Below are 19,996 nucleotides of genomic sequence, written 5' to 3' on the forward strand. Positions count from 1 at the left end.
TCCGATGCGAATCCACCGTAAAGCTCAAGCCCCGCTCGCTCTTTCAGCCGCCGCAGTCCTGATGCTGACGGCCTGCTCTGAAGATCCTGGGCTCGGCAACTCCGAAGCCTTGTCCGATATCGAGGTTAACCATAATGACGAGGGGGAAGCCCCTGATGTGGTGATCTACGACGATATCGAAGCCGATGAAAATTCCTCCTACGTCGTCAATGAAGGGGACGGGGAGCAAATCACGAGCGACTCGCTGATGGACTATCAGCTGAGCATCGTCGACCCCAGCACCGGGGCAATCCAGCAGAGCTCCCATGAGGACCGCGTCGATCCCTTCATGGCCTTGTCAGCTTTAGCCGCCTCACCGGTCGGAGTGGAACAGTTCTTCGCCCAGGGACTCAGTGAAGATGGGGTGACCGTCGGTTCCGACGTCGCCTTCTACCTGGTTCCTGACCCGGAACAGGGCATTGCCGAGCCGACCCTCTACCTCTTCGAAGTCCTCGGCCAAACGCCGGCATACGCCGACGGTGAGGAGCAGGACCAATCTGGTGACCTGCCGGAGATCGAGTCGGAGATCGGCACAGTGCCGGAACTCGGAGACTATGATCAGGAAGCTGATGCGCCCAGCGAACTCAGCAGTGAAGTGCTGATCGCCGGCGAAGGTGAAGAAATCGCAGATGATGACTACGTCTTTGTCCAGTACCGCGGATGGCGCTGGGAGGACGGAGAAGAATTCGACACATCCTGGGTCACTGAGCCTGAAGGCGAAGATGAAGACAATGCCGAGGAGGACGAAGACGACTCCGAGGACGAGGAGCTCACGGCACCTGAGCCGGGCTCGGCAGGTGAACCTTTCGGATTTTCACTGACCGGCGGAGTGATCGAAGGATGGCTCGAAGGCATTCCCGGACACAATGTCGGTGACCGCATTCTGCTCGTGATCCCAGAAGACCTCGCCTACGGTGAGTCCACCAATGATGACGGGACCACTGAGGGAGGGCAGCCTGGAGGTGCGCTGATTTTTGTGGTGGACATTGCCCGCACCATCGACAACGAAACGATGGAGGAACTCCAGTCATCGCAGCAGCAGCAGCCGGAGCAAGGCGATGCGGCGCCGCTTGAGCTCACTGATGAGGATCGTGAACGCCTCGAGGAGCTCGCCGAAGAGACTGGCATGAGCCCTGAGGAAATGGAACAGCTCGCCACACAATTCGGGGTGACATCGATCGAAGAGCTGGAGATGATGTTCCAGCAGATGCCTGACGGCGAAGGCGATGCCGAAGAGGACACTGAAGACGACGAGACCGACGAAGAGGATGAGTGACATGTCATTCGGACAACGCAGCTACGACCGCACCCGACCCGAGGTCGACTTCCCGGAAGAAACTCCTCCTGAGGAGTTGGTCATCGAGGAGCTCATTCCAGGGTCCGGCCCGGAGGTGGTCCCAGGTGACCAGATCTCATGCCACTACGTCGGGGTGTCCTGGTCTACCGGTGAGGAATTCGACGCATCGTGGAACCGTGGTACCCCCTTGGACTTCACTGCCGGTATCGGTCAAGTGATCCAAGGATGGGACCAGGGCCTCATTGGCATGAAGGAAGGTGGCCGGCGTCGTCTAGAGATTCCCTCGCACCTGGCCTACGGGGAAGCCGGTGCGGGCGCCGTAATCGGCCCCAACGAAACACTGATCTTTGTCGTCGACCTCGTCAAGGTCCACAAGGCTGGTTGATCGCTCAGCGGCTATGCAGCTCTACGAGGATGACACTGCGGGGGAGTCCCGTCAGACCGCTGCAGCTGAAGACGGGGTGGTCCGGGCGCTGTCCCTGGCCAACGCCCTACTGAACCGACCCGGCGGTCTGAGCCGAGAACAAATCTTCGACAAGGTTGAGCTCTACCGGGCCCGCCGGGACGAGCGCGACCGGCTTGTGGGGGAAGAGCGTAAACGCGCTGACGCTGCACTGGAGAAGCTCTTCACTCACGACAAGGAGCGGTTGCGCAGCTGCGGCATCGACCTCAGCGAACCGACCTCTGATGAGGACTACCGGTACCGGATAAGCCGAAGCCAGTACGGGCTGCCTGACCTTCAGCTCAGCGCTGCCGAGCGTCTGGCACTTTACCGGGCGAAGCTACTGTTCGCTCACAACAGCATTGCTGGCTTGCAACACGCGGTGTGGGCGATCGACCCAGACAACGATGACGCCGGCTCTCCACGTGTGCCACGTGCACTCCAAGTTTCCCTTGGGTCTGAGGCAGAGATTTCAAAAGTACTTGATCTTGCCAAGATCGGGCTAGGTGGCGCCATAAGCTTCGGGTACACCGGGCGGGGTCGGCACCAGGCAGAGACCCGCCGCGTCATTCCATTGGGAATGGGCGTCCTAGGCCATTGGTATTTGATCGCCCACGACCTGGACAGGGACGCACAACGGATCTTCCGTTTGGACCGGGTTACTGGGACCATTGCCGCCATCGCGCCAGGCTCGCTCAGCGAACCAGAGACCGGCAGAGTTCGGCAAATAGCGCAGAAACAGAGTGAACAGGCATTAGACGTCGCCCGTGAACTCGACCGCAGTGCAGAGAGATTCGCTGAAGGTGATCTGGCAGCTGGTGCTCTCAGAGCACACCAGGGCGACGCGCCGAGGACGCTTCCGAAACTCACTCCCCGGACAGCGGGGCACCGCAGAGAGGATGCGTCCGCGAAGACCGAAAGGGTCGTCAACATGGTGGCGCTGCTGCTGGCTCGCGACGGCGTCCAGCCCAGTGAGCTTCTGGTGAAGTACGGCATCACCGCAGAACAGCTACTTCGCGATCTTCTGAGTATCAGCCTGGTGACAACTGGTGAGTTTCCCGACACTCTGGATCTCCAGCCGTTTCCGCCACTGAACGACGAAGAGTTCGTCTCCGAGTATCTCGAGGCAGACGAGCCCATCATTCTGCGCTCCGGGGGCAGCGCCATGGACAAACCGGTCTCGCTGACGAAACCGGGGGCGTTGAGCCTTATGATCGCCTTGAAAGTTCTCAGTGCCATCAGCGCGCCTGAAGAGGAACACCTCGCGAAGGCCGCAGAACAGCTCCAGCAGAAGATCAAAACCATAGTGCCGGAAGCTATAGCCCAGGCAGCTGATTCCATCTCACTCGGACACAGGGCAGCCCACCGGCCCGCCCTAGGGGCAGCCCAGCACGCCATCTCAGGCACTTACGCGCTCAGCATCATCTACACCGATATTTCAGGACGTCAGAGCACACGGGTGATCGAACCCGTCCAAGTGATCTATGACGGACCTCATACGTATGTGCGCACCTGGTGCCGAACCGCCCAGGCCGAAAGATTCTTCCGGCTTGATCGGATGATGCAGTGTACGGCTCTGCCAGATGAGCCACAAGGACCACAGAGTGCTGCCCTGTTCCTCACCGACAGCAATGGGCCGCAAGCCCCTGTGACCGATGACTCGGTGCCGGTGGTTCTTCGTTTCTCACCCAGCGCCGCCGGGCAGGCAGCCCTCTACAATCCTGTGAAACAGCACACAGAAAAGTCCACTGGAGCCCGTACTATCTCTACATCGTTCGTCACCCGTGAAGCCGTCGTGCGGACGTGTCTTGATGCTGGCGGGGACATCGAAGTGATCCGGCCGGTGGACCTCCGCGCAGAGATCGCTCAGCGCGTCCGTGAGCTCGCGAGGTGTGCTGAGGTATGACCTGTGTTCCCACCCCTTCCGCCACGGCTACACTTGATGAGATCGAGGAAAGGACATCGTCATGAATATTGCTGGGTGGCAGTGGCTGATTCTGCTGCTGATTCTCTTGCTTCTGTTTGGTGCCACGAAGTTGCCCAGACTGGCCCGCTCGCTGGGGGAGTCTGCGCGCATCTTCAAATCTGAAGTGAAAACGATGCAGGACAACGATCAGGACGAGGACCCCAAAGCTCAGGAGCGCAGCGCGGTGGAGGGCCAAGTCATCGACCCCACGGCGGATGTGCACAAGAGTCGCGAACGCCGCGACTATTCCTAACCCATGATGACCCTGGCCGAACGGGACCGGCCGGCAGGTAGAGGCTCGAAGAGGCGCAAGCGCAAGAGGGACCCAGAAGGTCGGATGTCGCTGCGCGATCATCTGCGCGAGCTTCGCCGCCGGCTACTCATTGCTGCTGCCGGGATCGTCCTAGGTGCGGTCGCCGGGTTCTTCCTCTATGAGTGGTTGGTTGCCGCCTTGCAGCAGCCTGTGGTTGAACATAGCAACAATGACGATGGACGGCTTACTGCGCTTGCTTTCAACGCCGTGGGGCAGCCCCTGGATTTGATGATTAGGTTGTCGCTATTTGTGGGCGTCGTCATCTCTTCGCCGGTATGGCTCTACCAGATTTGGGCGTTCATTATGCCCGGGTTGGAGAAGAGAGAGAAGCGGTATGCGATCGCTTTCATCGCCGTCAGTGTGCCACTGTTCCTGTCCGGGATTTGGACCGCCTACACCCTGCTACCGAGAGCGATTCAGTTCTTCTTCTCCCTGAATCCTGAGGGCACCTCTAACATCATTGCCCCTGACGTCTACTTCACCTTCGTACTGCACTTATTCCTAGCTTGCGGAATCGCCATGGTGATCCCAGTGATCCTGGTCGGAGTGAACATGATGGGTCTGGTGACGGGCAAGCAGATCCTCAACTCATGGCGCGGTGTGGTGATGCTCATCGCAGTAATGTCTGCTTTGGCCGCTCCCGGTGGCGAAGCCATCAGCATGTTCTTCATCATGATCCCGCTGACACTGCTGTTCGCGATAGCAATCGGACTCTGCCTACTCCACGACAAACGCCAAGAGAAACGCGAAGCAGCCCTCAGGCCTGACGGGTGATCGTCACCTCTACCCCTAAGGTCGTGTCCGGTCCGCCGCCGGAAAGGATCCCCTTGAAAGGTGTCACATCCGCATAGTCGCGACCTCGGGCCACAAGAATATGGTGGTCACCAGCCGGCTTATGATTGGTGGGGTCCCAGGTGTGCCACCTTCCATCCCACCACTCGAGCCAGGCGTGCGACTGCCCGGCAACAGTCTCCCCAATACCCGCCGCAGGATTGGGGTGGATGTAGCCAGAGACGTACCGCGCCGGAATGCCGACAGCGCGCAGTGCACCGATGACAACATGGGAGAGGTCCTGACAGACGCCCTTGCGCTTGGAGAAGGACGTCTCAGCGTTGTAGTGCACCGCGGTGGTGCCTGGCTGATACTCCATCTCATCTCGCAGCCAGGCGATGATCGCCTGGGCCGTCTCATGAGGTGTCTTACCCGCCGCAATGCCGTGAGCCGAGCCTGAGAGTGACTCACCCGGCTGCGACAGTTTGGACTGCGGCAGGTAGTCGCTGAACTCCTCAACATGGGTGTCCTTGGTCAGATCGTCCCAGTCCAGAAGGTCTTCGGGCGCATGCTGCTTCTCCGTGCGGTGCACCTCCACCAGAGCTTCCGAAGTCACGGAGAGCGTCTCATGGCGGGTGTGGAGATCGAAGGTATAGACCTTCGCACCCCAGTAATCGCGGTAGTGAGACAGCGCCGTGGCATAGGGGGCGATGCGCAGATCCGTCTCCAGCACCACCTGGGCAGCGTCAGTCTGTGGTGTGACTCGTGCCTCGTTGTACGAGACGGTCACCGGCTTGCCGTAGCTGTAGTTAGTGCTGTGGACCACGTGCAGACGAGTCATGCGTGCTCTCCTGTCCAGGCCTGCTCGGCCGCTTGTGCGAAGTACTTCGAGGTGATGGCGTCAGAGGCGCCTGAGCATGCTGCACGAACACGTTCGAGGTGCTCGGGAAGCTCGCCGAGCAGATCGTCGGATTGGTGGTACTCCAAAAAGGTGCAGGCCTGGCCAACCAGCCGACGGGCAGAATCCATTTTGCCTGTGCGGCTGTACTCGGGGTCCAGGGCTATCAATGCCTGCTCAACCTGCCGCAATGACGAGACCACGGAGCGTGGGAAAAGGCGATCCAGCAACAGGAACTCAACGGCGTAGGTGTCGCCGAAGGCAGCGCGGCGGCTGCGAAGGAACGACTCATAGGCGCCAGCGCAACGCAACATATTGGCCCAAGAAAGCCGGAATGCTTCCTCATCACCTGTGGCGAGCATGCGCGCGGTCATATCGGCCCGCTCCAACGCTCTGCCCAAAGCTAGGAACTGCCATGAGTCATCGCGGCTCATCGTGGAATCGGCCATGCCTGAAGCAGTTGCCGTGCGTTCAATAACCCACGTGCAGAACCGATAGGTGCCCACCACATCCTGACGGTGGCTGGTCAGCCCGTTCCACGTAGCGTTGAGTGACTCCCATACCGGTGCTGAGACTGTTTCGCGTGCTCGTCGGGCGTTCTCACGGGCAGCAGAGAGCGATCCAGCGATGGAATTGGGCTGCCTCAGGTCGAACGCCATACGCGTGACCAATTGCTGCAGCCCAGGGGGAGTCTCGTCGTCAATGGTGTCGACTCCCATCACCGACATCAGGTTGGCTGAAACTGTGCGCTGTTCCGCAAGCGGCAGCTGGTTAAGCCGTTCCAGGTGCACATCGAGAATACGTGCTGTGCCGTCGGCGCGCTCCACGTACCGACCGATCCAAAACAGTGATTCGGCAATTCGGCTCAGCATGGGGTCCCCCCTTGGTTCTGCTGTTGCTGCTGCTCATCATAGGTGTCTGAGGAATTCGCGTCAGTGTGGAAGGACGAAGGCCAAACCCTCTGAGTGGAGCGCTGAGCGCGTCTGGTGCTCCAGGGCACGGCAGTTGAGACTTCTCCCGTCTCGGCACCGCCCTCGTCGACGACCCAGGTATCTTTGGAGCCGCCACCCTGAGAGGAGTTGACCACCAGGGAACCTTCCGTCAGGGCTACACGGGTGAGCCCGCCGGGAAGGACCCACACGTCATCGCCATCGTTAATGGCGAAGGGACGCAGATCCACGTGCCGCGGACCGAAGGTGTCATCCGCCAGCGTGGGGACGGTGGAGAGCTGCAGCACTGGTTGTGCAATCCACCCGCGCGGGTCGGCGAGGACTTTCTGGCGAAGCGCTTCCAGTTCCTCGCGCGTTGCGGCTGGGCCGATGACAAGCCCTTTACCACCTGAACCATCGACCGGTTTCACGACGAGTTCAGCGAGTCGATCCATGACTTCTTCGCGTGCCTCGGGCTCCTCCAACCGGAACGTATCCACATTGGGAATGAGGGGCTCTTCACCCATGTAGTAGCGGATGATGTCTGGAACATAGGTGTAGACGAGTTTGTCGTCGGCCACACCGTTGCCCACAGCGTTCGCGATAGTCACGTTGCCAGCTCGCGCAGCATTGACTATTCCGGGAACGCCCAGCATGGAGTCTGCGCGGAATTGAAGTGGGTCGAGGAAGTCGTCGTCGAGTCTCTTATAGATCACGTCGACACGTTGTTCACCCTCTGTGGTGCGCATGTATACGCGGTTAGCGCGGCAGACCAGGTCGCGGCCTTCAACCAGCTCCACACCCATCATTCCGGCAAGCAGCGTGTGCTCGAAGTACGCGGAGTTGTAGACCCCGGGCGTCAGCACGACCACTGTGGGATCGTCCACGCCCTCGGGAGCAGTTCGTCGCAGCGCTGAGAGCAACCGTCGAGGGTATTCCTCCACCGGCCGGATTGCTGTGCCGGAGAACGCCTCGGGCAGGCCTTTTGCGATAGCCCGCCGGTTCTCCAACACATAGGAGACCCCAGAGGGAACTCGTACATTGTCTTCCAGGACTCGGAAGGTGCCGGTGTCATCGCGAACCAGGTCAATGCCTGAGATGTGTACACGAACCCCACCAGGAGTGGAGAACCCGTGAACCTCGCGATGAAAGTGCGCGCTTGTGGTGATCAACGACCGGGGCATGACACCGTCCCGGACGATCTCCATCCGGTCGTAGACGTCATTGAGGAACATCTCTAATGCAGTCACACGTTGAGCGACGCCGGCTGAGATGCTGTTCCACTCTTCGCCGGGAATGATTCGTGGAACGATGTCCAACGGCCAAGCCCGTTCCTCACCGGCGAAGTCAAAGGTCACTCCCCGGTCCAGGAACGTGCGAGCCATCGTTTCGGCCCGGGCGGAGACGTCCGGAACTGTCAGTGATTGGAGCACATCGTTGACCCCGGAGTATTCGGAGCGCAGCTGGCCGTCTGGCGAGAACATCTCGTCAAAGGCCGTTGAGCGCTGCATGGCCTTTGGGTACTCAGCGAAGAGATCTGACATTTTCCTACTGTTCTGTGTTGGTCTGTTTGAATACCACTATGACAGAAACTGAGAACCTCTCACGGCGCCTGGCCGCATACCGATCATCATGCATCAGCGTTTCCTCCTACACAGTCCATGTGAATCTCTCCTCGGCGGCCGAAGAAGGTGCCACTGCTTATCCGGTCAGCACACGCGTGGAGTTGGAATTCGATTCCGTTGCCGGTCACGGAAGTGTTCCATTCCTGGATTACATCGGTGTTTCCGTCAGTTCAGTGCGAATCAACGGAGTTGAGCGCGATGCTGCTGAGGCGGCGGGCGCTGCCGGTATCAGTCTGGAGGGTCTCGCCGACGGGGCTAATGTGGTAGAGATCGAATCGGTCTCGCGGTACTCACGCTCAGGGGAGGGCCTCCACAGGTTCGTGGATCCCAGTGACGGTTCCGTTTATCTCTACACCCAATACGAACCGGCCGACTGCCGCAGAGTTTTTCCGGTTTTCGACCAACCGGATATCAAAGCGCGCTTCCGATTCTCACTGACTGGTCCGGAGTCTTGGCAGCTGCGGTCCAACGGCCCAGAGCTTTCCCGGGAGCAGCTAAGCGATGGGTTGGTGAGGGTCGACTTCGCTGAGACAGAAGTCATGAGCTCCTACATCACTGCGTTGCTGGCAGGTCCCTACCACCTTGTGACTGACTCCTGGAGCGGATTGACGCCAGGGTCTGACGATTTCACGATCGATCTTGCAGTGCTCTGCCGAGCCTCACTTGCCGAGTATTTCGACGCCGAGGAAATCCTCAAGCTCACCAAACAGGGTTTGGACTTCTTCCACAGAGAGTTCAACTATCCGTATCCCTGGGGAAAATACGATCAAGTGTTCGTCCCGGAGTACAACCTCGGTGCCATGGAAAACCCTGGCCTGGTGACCTTCACAGAAAAATACGTGTTCGACACGGGAGCCACTGAGGCCCAGCATGAAACGCGGGCCAACACCCTCCTGCACGAAATGGCTCACATGTGGTTCGGGGACCTGGTGACCATGCGGTGGTGGGACGACCTCTGGCTGAAAGAGTCCTTCGCGGACTATATGGGCTCGTACGCGGTCGACGCCGCGACAGACTTCTCCACCGCCTGGGTTGCTTTTGCCAACTCACGGAAGGGCTGGGCCTACGTGCAGGATCAGCTTCCCACCACGCATCCAATTGTGGCCGATATCCCCGACCTCGAAGCGGCCGATCAGAACTTTGACGGCATCACCTATGCCAAGGGCGCCAGTGTCCTCAAACAGTTGGCCGCCTACGCCGGAGCCGAGGCTTTCCGAGAGGCAGCCCGTCAGTACTTTGCCCGTTTCGCCTTTGGTAACGCGACTCTAGAGGACTTCCTCAATGTGCTGGAGGATGTCACAGGTAAAAACATGCGGAACTGGTCAGCTGCATGGCTGCAGACTTCGGGTATTCCTGTCCTCAAGGCTCCCGTGGATGACACCGGGTTGATTCATGTCCACCAGTCCGGAACTGACCCCGCGACTGGAGAGCCGATCAGCCGGCCGCATGTCATCCGAGTGGGACTGTTCACCCTTGACGGCACCGGTACGTTGTCCCGCGTTCAGTCAGTCCCAGCTGAGTTGGACCCGCAGGCACCGGAGGGCCTGACCCCTGTCCCCGGCCTGCAACTACCTGGTGAGGAGACGCCGCGGCTCATCCTGCCCAATGACGAGGACCTCACCTACGCCAAAGTCATCCTGGACAGCGCATCAGTGGAGGCAGCGCTGACCTATCCCATCGGAGACCCACTGGCTCGGGCGACAGTATGGGCGTCCCTGTGGTCCATGGTTCGCGACGGGCTGCTGGCGGCTGATCGCTACGTTGATGCCGTACTGCGGCTGGGACTGCAGATCCCTGAGGTGGCGGTGGTGCAGTCACTGCTGCGGCAGGCCAACCAGGCGTGTGAGCTCTACACGCCAGCGAACAGACAGGATGAGCTAGAAACTCAGTTCGCTTCAGGGCTCGCGGATTTTATTGCTCAGGCAGAGCCCGGTGACGCGAAACTCGCTGCGACCCGTACCCTTGCCGCAGTGTCCCGCCGTCACGGCAGTCAGGTGGCTTACCTGCAGTCTCAGCTGATCAGCGAAGAGGATGAAGAACTTCGGTGGGCTTTCCTTCAAGCACTCGCTTCCCACGGTCGTGTCGATCGTGAGGAGCTCGATGCCGAGATCAGCCGGCGAACGACGGCCCGCGGGAACATAGCGCACCGCCTGGCCTTGGCAGCGCGCCCCCACAGGGAGGTGAAGGATGCTGCGCTGAGGCAAGCCATGGTTGGAACTGATGACGACGGCGTCGAACTCTCCAACGATCACCTGACTGCGACGGTGGAGGGTTTCTCCGCCGACCCGCAGGGACTGACGACTGGGTATGAGGAGGAGTACTTCACCTCACTGACAGGAGTGTGGGAACGCATGTCGCAGGGGCAGGCCACGCGGGTGGTCGGAGGCCTCTTCCCCGGCACGCAGCACCTGGAGCAGGGCCAGGAGCCGGAAGATCATCCCATGGCTCAGATGACGCGCCGGTGGCTGCTCGAGAACGCCTCAGCACCAGCTGCGCTGCGGCGGATCATCAGTGAGGAAGAGGATCAGCTGCTGCGCTCACTTGGAGCGCAGCAGGCCGCCACCTGAGCGTGCTACCGGCTCTTTGCCAAAGCCCGCTGCCGATCCAGCAGAGTCTTCTCGTCCAGAGGTGCATCTGACGATGCACGGAGCTTCCTGTAGTGCTCCAGGGCCTCGTCCTGGCGCTTCAATTCCGCACCGGATGCGACTTCCATACGAACGTGTTCGGGCGCGTAGCCGAAGGAGTCCACAATGTCCTGCGCATGGGGACGGACCCTGGCTACCAAGCGGTTGATGTAGGGGGAGAGAGTCCTGGCACGCTGCGCCGAGATGCGCCCGTTGCCCAGGTACCAGTCCAGCGTCTCCTCAATGGTGGTGAGGGCGTAAATGTCGCGCAACCAGGTCATCACCTGCCGGGTGCCGTGGTCCTGAATGCTCTCCAGCCCCTCAGTGAGCGCTTCCCAAAGCAGCAGATCCGTGTGAGCCTTCGAGGTGTTGATGATCTCGAACTGATGCTCATTGAACACCTTCGCCTGCTTATCGGCCGGCAGTTTGGCAACGGGGCGAAGCTCTCCTGCCACATCGACCACCATTTGGCGGACCCGGCCTGCTAGTAAGTCACGTTGGACCTCAGTCTGCTTGAACCAGTTGGCGCTGCGGCGCTCGTCGCCGGTGTCGCGGACTTCCTGAAGAGCGCGGCGCAGCCCGAACCGGTGCATCACCCGGTCGCCGGCCTGGTTGGCCACGTAGCTCGCGAGTGCGCCTACATCGGCGTTCTTGAACTCGGCGGCATAGTCAGCGAGGAGCCGCTTCGCGACCAGCTGCAGGAGGACATTGTTATCGCCTTCGAAGGTGGCGTAGACGTCTAAGTCGGCACGTAGGGAGGTGAAGCGGTTCTCCGATATGAACCCAGCACCTCCGCATGCCTCGCGCGCTTCCTGCAGAGTGTCCAGGCTGTGCCACGTGGCGACCGCCTTCACGGCTGCGGCGAGCGTCTCCAGCTCTTGGCGGTTCTCGTCTGAGTCGTCTTTTCCGGAGAAGACCTCGTCGAGTTTGCCCAGCAGCTTCTCCTGAGCGAATCCTAGGGCGACGGTCTTGGCCAGGCGCGGGATCAGCCGGCGTTGGTGCAGCTGGTAGTCCAGCAGCACTTCTTCCTCGGTGGTGGAGGTTGCGTTGAACTGCCGGCGTTGGTTGCCGTAGGTGACGGCACCGATCAGAGCGAGCTTCGAAGCGGCGATCGCAGCTCCGGACAGGGAGACCCGGCCCTGGACCAAGGTTCCGAGCATGGTGAAGAAGCGGCGCCCGGGGGACTCGATGGGGGAGGTGTAGGTTCCGTCTTCGGCGACATCTCCGTAGCGGTTGAGCAGGTTGAACCGTGGCACGCGGACGTGATCAAAGCTCACCTGACCATTGTCGACACCGTTGAGTCCGCCCTTGTGGCCGTCATCGTTGATGGTGATGCCGGGAAGGACCCGACCGTCCGAGTCACGGATCTCCATGTAGAAGCAGTGAACACCGTGGTTGACGCCATTGGTGATCAGCTGAGCGAACACCACTGCTGCGGTGGCATCCAGTGCCGCGTTGCCCAGGTAGCGCTTCGTCGCGGCTGCAAAGGGGGTGTTGATCACAAATTCCTGGGTTTCCGGATCATACGTAGCGGTAGTACCCAGTGATGCCACATCAGAACCGTGTCCGAACTCGGTCATGGCGTAGGCGCCAGGGACCGACAGGTCCATGATCCCCGGCAGCCACTGCTTTTGGTGCTCGTAGGACCCCAAGTGCAGGACTGCGGCCCCGAAGAGCCCCCACTGGACTCCGGATTTGATCTGCAGAGAAGGGTCGGCGGTGACCAATTCCTCGAACCCGGCGATATTCGCGCCGTGGTCATTGTCCCCACCGAACTCTTTGGGGAATGCGCGGTGCACCGCTTTGGCGTCTACCAGGGCATGGGACTGTTTCAGAGTGCGTTCGCGGTGATCCTCTTTGGTGAGGTTCTCCACTTTGTGGAACTGGGGATCCTTCAGAACCTCTCGGGCGGTGCGACGGGTTTCCGCCCAGCGGCCCAGCATGAGCTGTTCAAGGTGGGCCGTGTCCACAGCGGCAGTGTCGATAGGACCGGTGTTGGCGTCGTCGTGAGCGCCCATGGGTGAACTCCTCAGTCTTGGATCACAGTGATTGTCAACACATCCATTCTAAGATACTGACCAGTAACTTGGCTACTCGGGGCAAGCGTTGCCGGACCACTGGCGTCCTTGTGGGGCATTGACCCTCGCTGGATGCTCATGGTGAAGTAAGGCCATGGTGTGGATGATCGCAATCGTGCTCTGGATTGCTGGGACTTTTGTTTTTGCCGCTTCCGCGAACATGGTGGTGCGTGCCAATCCCACCAGCCGAGTCCCTCAGTGGTTCGGTCGGCCCCAGCGCCATCCCGGCCGGATCTATGCAGTCAGAATCGCTGCCCTGGCGCTGTTGTGCGCTTCGGCTGGGCTGCTCGCTGCTGAGGTCGGGGTGGGGGCGTTTCTGGCAGTTCTTTTGGGTGGGCTTCCTGCTGTGTTCCTCGTGCACCGGCACAATCGAGAGCGGACAGAAATACGGAATCACTGAGCCGGACCCCCTGGCGGGTATGAAAGTGACAGCCAACACAGGTAGGCTAAGATACTGACGAGTAATATTTGCGATCCTTCAGGAGTAGACCATGGCAGAAACACCGCGCGACGCCGTCATCATCGGCGGGAACCGGATCCCCTTCGCCCGTGCGCATGGCGCGTATGCGAAGTCCTCCAACCAGGACATGCTGACCTCAGCCCTCAACGGGCTCATCGCAAGGTACGGACTCCAAGGGAAGCAGCTGGGCGCAGTGGCTGGCGGAGCCGTTCTGAAGCACTCGAAGAACTTTAACCTCGTCCGTGAGTCTGCACTTGGCACGCCGCTGGACCCCAAAACCCCTGCTTACGACGTACAGATGGCGTGCGCCACCGGGACCGAGGCCATCGGTTCACTTGCCAACAAGATCAAGTTGGGCCAGATCGATTCAGCCATCGGAGGCGGAGTGGACTCCATCTCCGACGCTCCCATCGTTGTCAGCGACGAGCTGCGCGGCATCTTGATGGAGGCGACCCGAGCAAAGACTGCAGGACAGCGGTTGAAGGCTCTCGCGAAAATCCGGCCCGGGCACCTAGCACCGAAAGCCCCAGGCACCGGTGAGCCACGAACCGGACTGTCCATGGGCGAGCATATGGCGGTCACCGCCAATAAATGGGGCATCACCCGTGAAGAGCAGGATGAACTGGCTGTGGCGTCGCACCGCAACCTGGCGTCTGCTTATGAAAGCGGATTCTTCAACGACCTGATCTCGCCGTTCACAGGCCTCAGCGCGGACAACAACATGCGTGCAGACTCCAGCATCGAGAAGCTGGCGAAGCTCTCCCCGGTCTTCGGTAAGGACCTCGGTGGGAACGCCACCATCACCGCCGCAAACTCCACACCTCTGACGGATGGAGCTTCCGCAGTGCTGTTGGGCTCAGAGGAATGGGCCGATGCTCATGACCTCCCCAAATTGGCCAACTTTGTTGACTACGAACAGGGCGCAGTGGACTTCGTAGACGGCGCTGAAGGTCTCCTGATGGCGCCTACCTACGCCGCAGCTCGGATGCTCAAGCGCAATAACCTGACCTTCGAGGACTTCGAATACTTCGAAATTCACGAAGCCTTCGCCTCAACAGTTCTGGCACAGATGAAAGCCTGGGAATCCGAAGACTTCTGCCGCGACGTCCTCGGTCTGGACAAGCCGCTGGGAAGCATCGACCGCAGCAAACTCAATGTCAACGGCTCATCACTTGCTGCCGGACACCCCTTCGCTGCGACCGGCGGCCGGATCGTAGCGACACTGGCCAAACTACTGCACGGAAAGCCCGGAAAGCTCGGCTTTATCTCTGTGTGCGCAGCTGGTGGCCAGGGAATCACCGCAATCATCGAAGGACGGTAACAGGCTCAATGGCTCAGGACTCCTACACGGAATTCGTCAACACAGGTCTCGGAAAGAAAATCACCAAGGCCCTCGGGTTGCCGCAACCGGCCAAGCTCCGGCGCTACAGACCAGATGCCCCCGTCATTCACGGCCCGGTGGTCCTCCTTGGGTCCACTGAGGCCTCAGATATTCTTGCGCGTCACCTGCTCGGGTGGGGACTGGATGTACGGCGGCACATTGGCCCCAAAGAAAAAGTCGCCGCCGTTGTCGCGCTCTTCGACTCCGTGGCGACTCCGGCTCAGCTCAGTGACACTGTGCTTGCTGTTGGGGGGTTGTTGAAGCAGCTGAAGTCCTCCGCGCGCGTCATTACGGTCTTCCGGGACCCCGCGCACACCGAGGATCCTGCAGTGCGCGCCGCCCGGAAGGGCGTTGAAGGGCTGACTCGCTCACTGGCCCATGAAATGCGTGCCGGGGGAACCGCCAACGGAATTATGCTCCATGAAGAGTTGGACATCGCATCACCGTCAGTAGCGGGAGCTCTCCGTTTCCTTCTGTCAGGACGCTCTGCGTTCGTCTCCGGTCAGTTCATCACCGTGGACTCAGTCAATGGTGCACTGCCGGATGACTGGGCTGCCCCACTGGAGGGACAGGTCGCCGTGGTGACCGGTGCAGCTCGGGGGATCGGCGCCGCTATTGCGCGCACACTCCACCGGGATGGAGCACGCGTGGTTGTCGTAGACATTCCTGCTGCCGGTGAGCAGCTCGCGGCTGTGGCCAATGAGGTCGCCGGTACCGCTCTCCAGCTCGACATCACGGACGACGACGCCGGAGAGCAGATACTGGATCACGCTGAGCAGTACTACGGGCGGCTGGACATTGTGGTGCACAACGCGGGCATCACCCGGGACAAGCTTCTGGCCAATATGGACTCCTCCAGGTGGGATTCGGTCATCGCGGTCAATATTGAGTCCCAGCTGCGGATGAACCGAGCTCTGTTGAACTCTGAGCTGTTCAACCGACCTGAGGGCACCGTAGGACCGCGTATCGTGTCTCTGGCGTCAACCTCAGGTATCGCGGGAAATCGTGGGCAGTCCAACTACGCGGCATCCAAGGCTGGAGTGATGGGAATGGTGTCAGCCTCGTCGTCTCAGCTCCAAGCTCGGCACGGCACGATCAACGCTGTCGCACCAGGTTTCATTGAGACTGAGATGACCGCGAAAATGCCATTTGCGACGCGTGAGGTGGCCAGACGGCTGAATTCCCTGAACCAGGGAGGACGGCCAGAGGACGTCGCGGAGACAATCGCCTATCTGGCCTCACCAGCGGCAGCCGGTACCTCTGGTCTGACGCTGAGGGTCTGCGGCCAAAACCTTGTCGGAGCGTGAGGAAGATATGAGCAAGCCAATTCGGATTCCGATGCCGAAGCTGGGCCGTCTGTATCAGAAGGCCGCGCTCGACGCCGCGCGGTCGAAGATCTCATCTGGTGGCAGCCTCAAGGCGTTCCCAGAGCAGTCAGTGGTGGCTGAACACCCGGGAATCACCGAAGACCAGGCCGAACAGTACAGGCGTCTGCTGGCAGGTGAGCCCTTCGATGGGGTCCACCGACGGTCATTGCCATCGGTTCTGCTCCACATCGCGGGCTTCCCAGTACAAATGGCGCTGATGTCTCGTGATTCCTTCCCGCTGCCTCTGATGGGCATGGTTCACCTGTCGAACGAGGTTCTGCATCACCAGCCAGTCCATACTGATACCCCGCTGCAGATACTCGCCAGGGCAGGCAACTTCGCCCCGCACCGCCGCGGCACACAGGTCGATATCATCATCGAGATCTACCCAGCCGGACTGGACCCAGCGTCAGCGAGCTCGGCCGACTGCCTCTACTCAAGCACCTCTCAGTACCTCGGAATGGGCACCTATCTCTTCTCCAAAGATGAGGGAGGTGCCTCGAGCCGGGAAGAGTTTACTCCGCCGACGAAGACCGCTCTGTGGACTCTCGGGACTGATGCCGGTCGGCAGTATGCGGCCGTCTCCGGTGACTACAACCCCATCCATCTCAGCGGTTTGACGGCTAAGGCCCTCGGACAGAAGCGAGCGATCGTTCACGGCATGTACTTGGCAGCCCGCATGCTCGAGGGCCGTGAGCCTGAATCTGCCGGCCACCGCTGGGACATCACCTTCGAAGCGCCCGTTGGGCTCCCCGGCAAAGTCGCCTTTGCCGCCGAGCGGGTCGATGCGAATACTCAACAGTTCACGGGGTGGAACCCGCGGAAGGGCCGCCGTCACTTCGCTGGCCAGCTGACCCTGCCCTAATCACCTTTGATGCAGCAATATCGGTAGACTGAATCAATGAGCATTCTTCCTACGATCCGCTCACCACAGGACCTCTCCAAGCTCAGCGTTGAGCAGCTGGAACGGTTGGCTGAGGAGATTCGGCAATTCCTCATCACCCATGTCTCCGCCACAGGAGGACACTTAGGTCCCAACCTGGGCGTCGTTGAGCTTTCCCTGGCGATCCACCGGATCTTCGACTCGCCCCGGGATTCGATCATTTTTGATACCGGACACCAGTCCTATGTACACAAACTCGTCACTGGTCGCCAAGACTTCTCCACGCTGAGGCAGCAGGGAGGCCTAGCGGGGTACCCGGACCGCTCTGAGTCCATTCATGACATCGTTGAGTCTTCGCACGCCTCCAGTTCTCTCGCCTGGGCAGATGGCATTTCCCGCGCCCGAGCCCTCGCGGGGGAGGGTGACCGCTATGTGGTTCCTATCATCGGCGACGGCGCCCTCACCGGGGGTATGGCTTGGGAGGCGTTAAACAACATTGCCGCTGACAAAAACCGCCGAGTGGTCATCGTCGTCAATGACAACGGTCGCTCCTACGCTCCCACCGTCGGTGGTATCGCCAACCAGCTGTCCAACCTCAGACGAGGATTCTTGGACAAGCTCAGAACACACCCGATCTATGAATCGGTGATGGATGGCACCAAGCACAAACTCGTCAGCGGCGGGCCCATGAGCCAGATGGTGTACCGGAGTCTGCATGCAGCCAAAAAAGGCGCAAAAGACTTTTGGGCACCACAGGGACTGTTCGAAGATCTGGGCATGAAGTACATCGGCCCAGTCGACGGCCACGACCAGTCAGCTCTGGAAGAGGCCCTCAGCGACGCACGGAAGTACGAAGGGCCGGTGATCGTTCACGCGCTGACAGAAAAAGGACGCGGATACGCGCCCGCTCGAGCCAATGAAGCAGACCAGTTCCATGCAGTCGGCGTTATTGACCCAGAAACGGGCGATCCCGTTTCCCGAGGGGCTGCCCGCTCCTGGACTTCAGTCTTCGAAGAGGAAATCGCCGCGATCGCAGATGAGCGCAGTGACATTGTGGCCCTCACCGGTGCGATGCTCACCCCCGTAGGGCTGCGCACCCTGGCAGCGAAGCACCCTGACCGAGTCATCGATGTGGGGATCGCTGAACAGCATGCGGTGACCTCAGCAGCCGGCCTAGCCTACGGCGGCCTGCACCCCGTGGTCGCGCTCTATGCGACCTTCCTCAATCGCGCATTTGATCAAATCCTCATGGATGTTGCGCTGCACAAAGCAGGGGTCACTTTCGTTTTGGACCGTGCCGGTGTGACCGGCCCAGATGGTCCCAGCCACCACGGTATGTGGGATCTATCGCTCCTGCAGATCGTCCCAGGGCTCAGAATCGCCGCTCCAAGAGACTCCACACGACTGCGAGAAGAGCTCCGCGAAGCAGTAGCAGTGGAGGAAGGGCCGACCGTGGTGCGGTTCTCCAAGGGCTCTGTCAACGATGAGCTCGATGCTGTAGAGCGACTCCGCGACAGCGTTGACGTTCTCTACACCAGCAGTGAACATGATCCTGACGGTTCCTACACCAATGACGTGATGATCGTCTCAGTAGGCGCCATGGGTGAATTATCGCTTGATGTGGCACGTCGCCTGGAGGACCAAGGAATCACCGCGACAGTGATCGACCCCCGGTGGGTCTTGCCCGTGCCGGAATCGGTCGTTGCTCTGGCTGCTCGTCACCGCATCGTCGTATGTATTGAGGACGGAGTCAAAGCTGGGGGTGTGGGTTCCCGCATCCGTCAAGTAATGCGGGAAGCCGGTGTCGACACGGCTTTGAATGAGGTAGGGCTTCCAGTGGAGTTCCTCGAGCACGGATCACGTAAGCAGGTGATGGAGCGAGTCGGTCTGACCTCTGCCCAGATAGCTCATGACACCGTGGCCCAAGTGCTCGGCACAAAGGTTCCGTTCGCTCGGCGTCTGCCAGGGGAAGACCTTCCGACCGGAGAGGTTCCCGCCTTCCGCTCACAGCGCTAGCCGGTCGTTCAGGCGGTTCGCATATTGGTGAGGTGAAGACTCCAGCCTGCATGGCCATCGGGTCCCACGCTCACGTCCGCACCATAGGCAGCAGCACGCTCCTGGAGGACATCTAGCCCCACGCCCACAGAGGGGCTGGTGCGTTGCCGTGCGGGATCCACCTCGTTCTGGACCAGAAGCTCCGCGCAGTCATCTTCGACAGCGAATCGAATGTGGCAGGCTGGTCGACCATCCGAAGAGAACGCTCCGTATTTCAGGACATTGGCGGCTCATCCCAATCGGGGGTGTAGGAGTTGGGGTCTGAAGCCGCCGGTCTCGAGCAGGCTTCGGGCGATGTAGTTGGTCAGGTTGCGGAACCCGAGTGCGGAGCCGCGCAGGTGTTCGAGCCGTCCGTTGAGCGCCTCGGTCGGCCCGTTGCTGGTGCCGGGTCGTTCGAAGTAGGCGAGCACGTCAGCGGCTCGCTTCTTCAGGGTCCGGCCCAGGGTGGTGAGCTCGGTGAGCACCTTGGGGACGCCGGCGCTGAGGTCGGTGATCAGCTTCTCCATGAGCTCGCGGCCACGTTGCCGGTCCTCGTGGCGATNGGTCCGGCCCAGGGTGGTGAGCTCGGTGAGCACCTTGGGGACGCCGGCGCTGAGGTCGGTGATCAGCTTCTCCATGAGCTCGCGGCCACGTTGCCGGTCCTCGTGGCGATAGGCGGCGATCATGCGCTGGTAGACACCCCAGGTCGCCTCGACCTCGATGTGAGCGTCATCAACGAACAGTGCGCGTAGCCTGTCGCTCTGCTTGTCGGTGAGCAGGTCCGCGCCGGTGTGCAGCGTGCGCCGCGACTTGTAGAGCGGGTCGTCCCTGAACCCACGGTGCCCGTGGATCGCGAGTTGGACCCGGCGCCGGCACCTGTCGAGGGCGT

At 60.6% G+C, this 19,996-nt stretch carries 16 protein-coding genes; 11 read left to right on the plus strand and 5 right to left on the minus strand.

Translation table 11 applies throughout. From position 1 onward, the window contains the following. Window positions 1-4 precede the first annotated feature (4 nt). The 5 genes from FEF26_RS03950 to tatC all read left to right on the plus strand — a co-directional run bounded on the left by FEF26_RS03950 (window position 5) and on the right by tatC (window position 4,831). Window positions 5-1,315, plus strand: a complete 1,311-nt coding sequence (locus tag FEF26_RS03950; RefSeq protein WP_138252243.1) for an FKBP-type peptidyl-prolyl cis-trans isomerase — start codon at window positions 5-7, stop codon at window positions 1,313-1,315. A gap of 1 nt (window position 1,316) precedes the next feature. Then, a complete protein-coding gene (locus tag FEF26_RS03955; RefSeq protein WP_138252244.1) occupies window positions 1,317-1,721 on the plus strand; it encodes an FKBP-type peptidyl-prolyl cis-trans isomerase in 405 nt (134 codons plus the stop codon). Between the two features lie 13 nt (window positions 1,722-1,734). Then, a complete protein-coding gene (locus FEF26_RS03960) occupies window positions 1,735-3,684 on the plus strand; it encodes a helix-turn-helix transcriptional regulator (protein WP_138252245.1) in 1,950 nt (649 codons plus the stop codon). 61 nt (window positions 3,685-3,745) lie between these two features. Beyond that, complete coding sequence (gene tatA, locus FEF26_RS03965; protein WP_138252246.1) at window positions 3,746-3,997, plus strand: Sec-independent protein translocase subunit TatA; 252 nt, start codon at window positions 3,746-3,748, stop codon at window positions 3,995-3,997. A gap of 3 nt (window positions 3,998-4,000) precedes the next feature. Further along, window positions 4,001-4,831 carry a twin-arginine translocase subunit TatC gene (gene tatC / locus FEF26_RS03970; RefSeq protein ID WP_243730400.1) on the plus strand — a complete coding sequence of 277 codons (831 nt, stop codon included), beginning with the start codon at window positions 4,001-4,003 and terminating at the stop codon, window positions 4,829-4,831. Here tatC and FEF26_RS03975 read toward each other — a convergent pair. From FEF26_RS03975 to FEF26_RS03985, 3 genes are read right to left on the minus strand one after another with little or no spacing between them, the layout of a single operon-like run. Then, a complete protein-coding gene (locus FEF26_RS03975; protein WP_138252248.1) occupies window positions 4,815-5,669 on the minus strand; it encodes a transglutaminase family protein in 855 nt (284 codons plus the stop codon). The genes tatC and FEF26_RS03975 overlap by 17 nt on opposite strands. Then, on the minus strand, window positions 5,666-6,598 hold the full coding sequence (locus FEF26_RS03980) for an alpha-E domain-containing protein (protein ID WP_138252249.1): 933 nt from the start codon (window positions 6,596-6,598) through the stop codon (window positions 5,666-5,668). The genes FEF26_RS03975 and FEF26_RS03980 overlap by 4 nt, the downstream gene beginning before the upstream one ends. Then, window positions 6,592-8,199: a circularly permuted type 2 ATP-grasp protein gene (locus tag FEF26_RS03985; RefSeq protein ID WP_138252250.1), complete on the minus strand. Its 1,608-nt coding sequence runs from the start codon at window positions 8,197-8,199 to the stop codon at window positions 6,592-6,594. The genes FEF26_RS03980 and FEF26_RS03985 overlap by 7 nt, the downstream gene beginning before the upstream one ends. A gap of 38 nt (window positions 8,200-8,237) precedes the next feature. On the opposite strand from FEF26_RS03985, the gene pepN reads away from it, so the two are divergent. Beyond that, window positions 8,238-10,847 carry an aminopeptidase N gene (pepN, locus tag FEF26_RS03990; RefSeq protein ID WP_138252251.1) on the plus strand — a complete coding sequence of 870 codons (2,610 nt, stop codon included), beginning with the start codon at window positions 8,238-8,240 and terminating at the stop codon, window positions 10,845-10,847. A gap of 5 nt (window positions 10,848-10,852) precedes the next feature. Here the strand turns inward: pepN and FEF26_RS03995 are convergent, their stop codons facing one another. Further along, window positions 10,853-12,922 (minus strand): acyl-CoA dehydrogenase family protein, encoded by a 2,070-nt coding sequence (locus tag FEF26_RS03995; protein WP_138252252.1) that lies wholly within the window; start codon window positions 12,920-12,922, stop codon window positions 10,853-10,855. A gap of 154 nt (window positions 12,923-13,076) precedes the next feature. On the opposite strand from FEF26_RS03995, the gene FEF26_RS04000 reads away from it, so the two are divergent. The 5 genes from FEF26_RS04000 (at window position 13,077) to dxs (ending at window position 19,089) form a co-directional block, all read left to right on the plus strand. Then, window positions 13,077-13,382, plus strand: coding sequence for a hypothetical protein (locus FEF26_RS04000; protein WP_138252253.1), 306 nt, complete (start codon window positions 13,077-13,079; stop codon window positions 13,380-13,382). Window positions 13,383-13,473: 91 nt separating this feature from the next. Next, window positions 13,474-14,763 (plus strand): acetyl-CoA C-acetyltransferase, encoded by a 1,290-nt coding sequence (locus FEF26_RS04005; protein WP_138252254.1) that lies wholly within the window; start codon window positions 13,474-13,476, stop codon window positions 14,761-14,763. Between the two features lie 8 nt (window positions 14,764-14,771). Then, window positions 14,772-16,130, plus strand: a complete 1,359-nt coding sequence (locus tag FEF26_RS04010; RefSeq protein WP_138252255.1) for a 3-oxoacyl-ACP reductase — start codon at window positions 14,772-14,774, stop codon at window positions 16,128-16,130. A 7-nt stretch (window positions 16,131-16,137) separates the two neighbouring features. After that, entirely contained in the window at window positions 16,138-17,055 is a 918-nt protein-coding gene (locus tag FEF26_RS04015) for a MaoC family dehydratase (RefSeq protein WP_138252256.1), read from the plus strand. A gap of 36 nt (window positions 17,056-17,091) precedes the next feature. Continuing rightward, a complete protein-coding gene (dxs, locus tag FEF26_RS04020) occupies window positions 17,092-19,089 on the plus strand; it encodes a 1-deoxy-D-xylulose-5-phosphate synthase (RefSeq protein ID WP_138252257.1) in 1,998 nt (665 codons plus the stop codon). A gap of 269 nt (window positions 19,090-19,358) precedes the next feature. On the opposite strand, the gene FEF26_RS16050 is transcribed toward dxs, so the two are convergent. Beyond that, the coding region (locus FEF26_RS16050; RefSeq protein ID WP_243730401.1) for a transposase at window positions 19,359-19,996 on the minus strand (638 nt) is incomplete at its 5' end.

Source organism: Nesterenkonia salmonea (genome assembly GCF_005771525.1).
Lineage (GTDB): Bacteria > Actinomycetota > Actinomycetes > Actinomycetales > Micrococcaceae > Nesterenkonia > Nesterenkonia salmonea.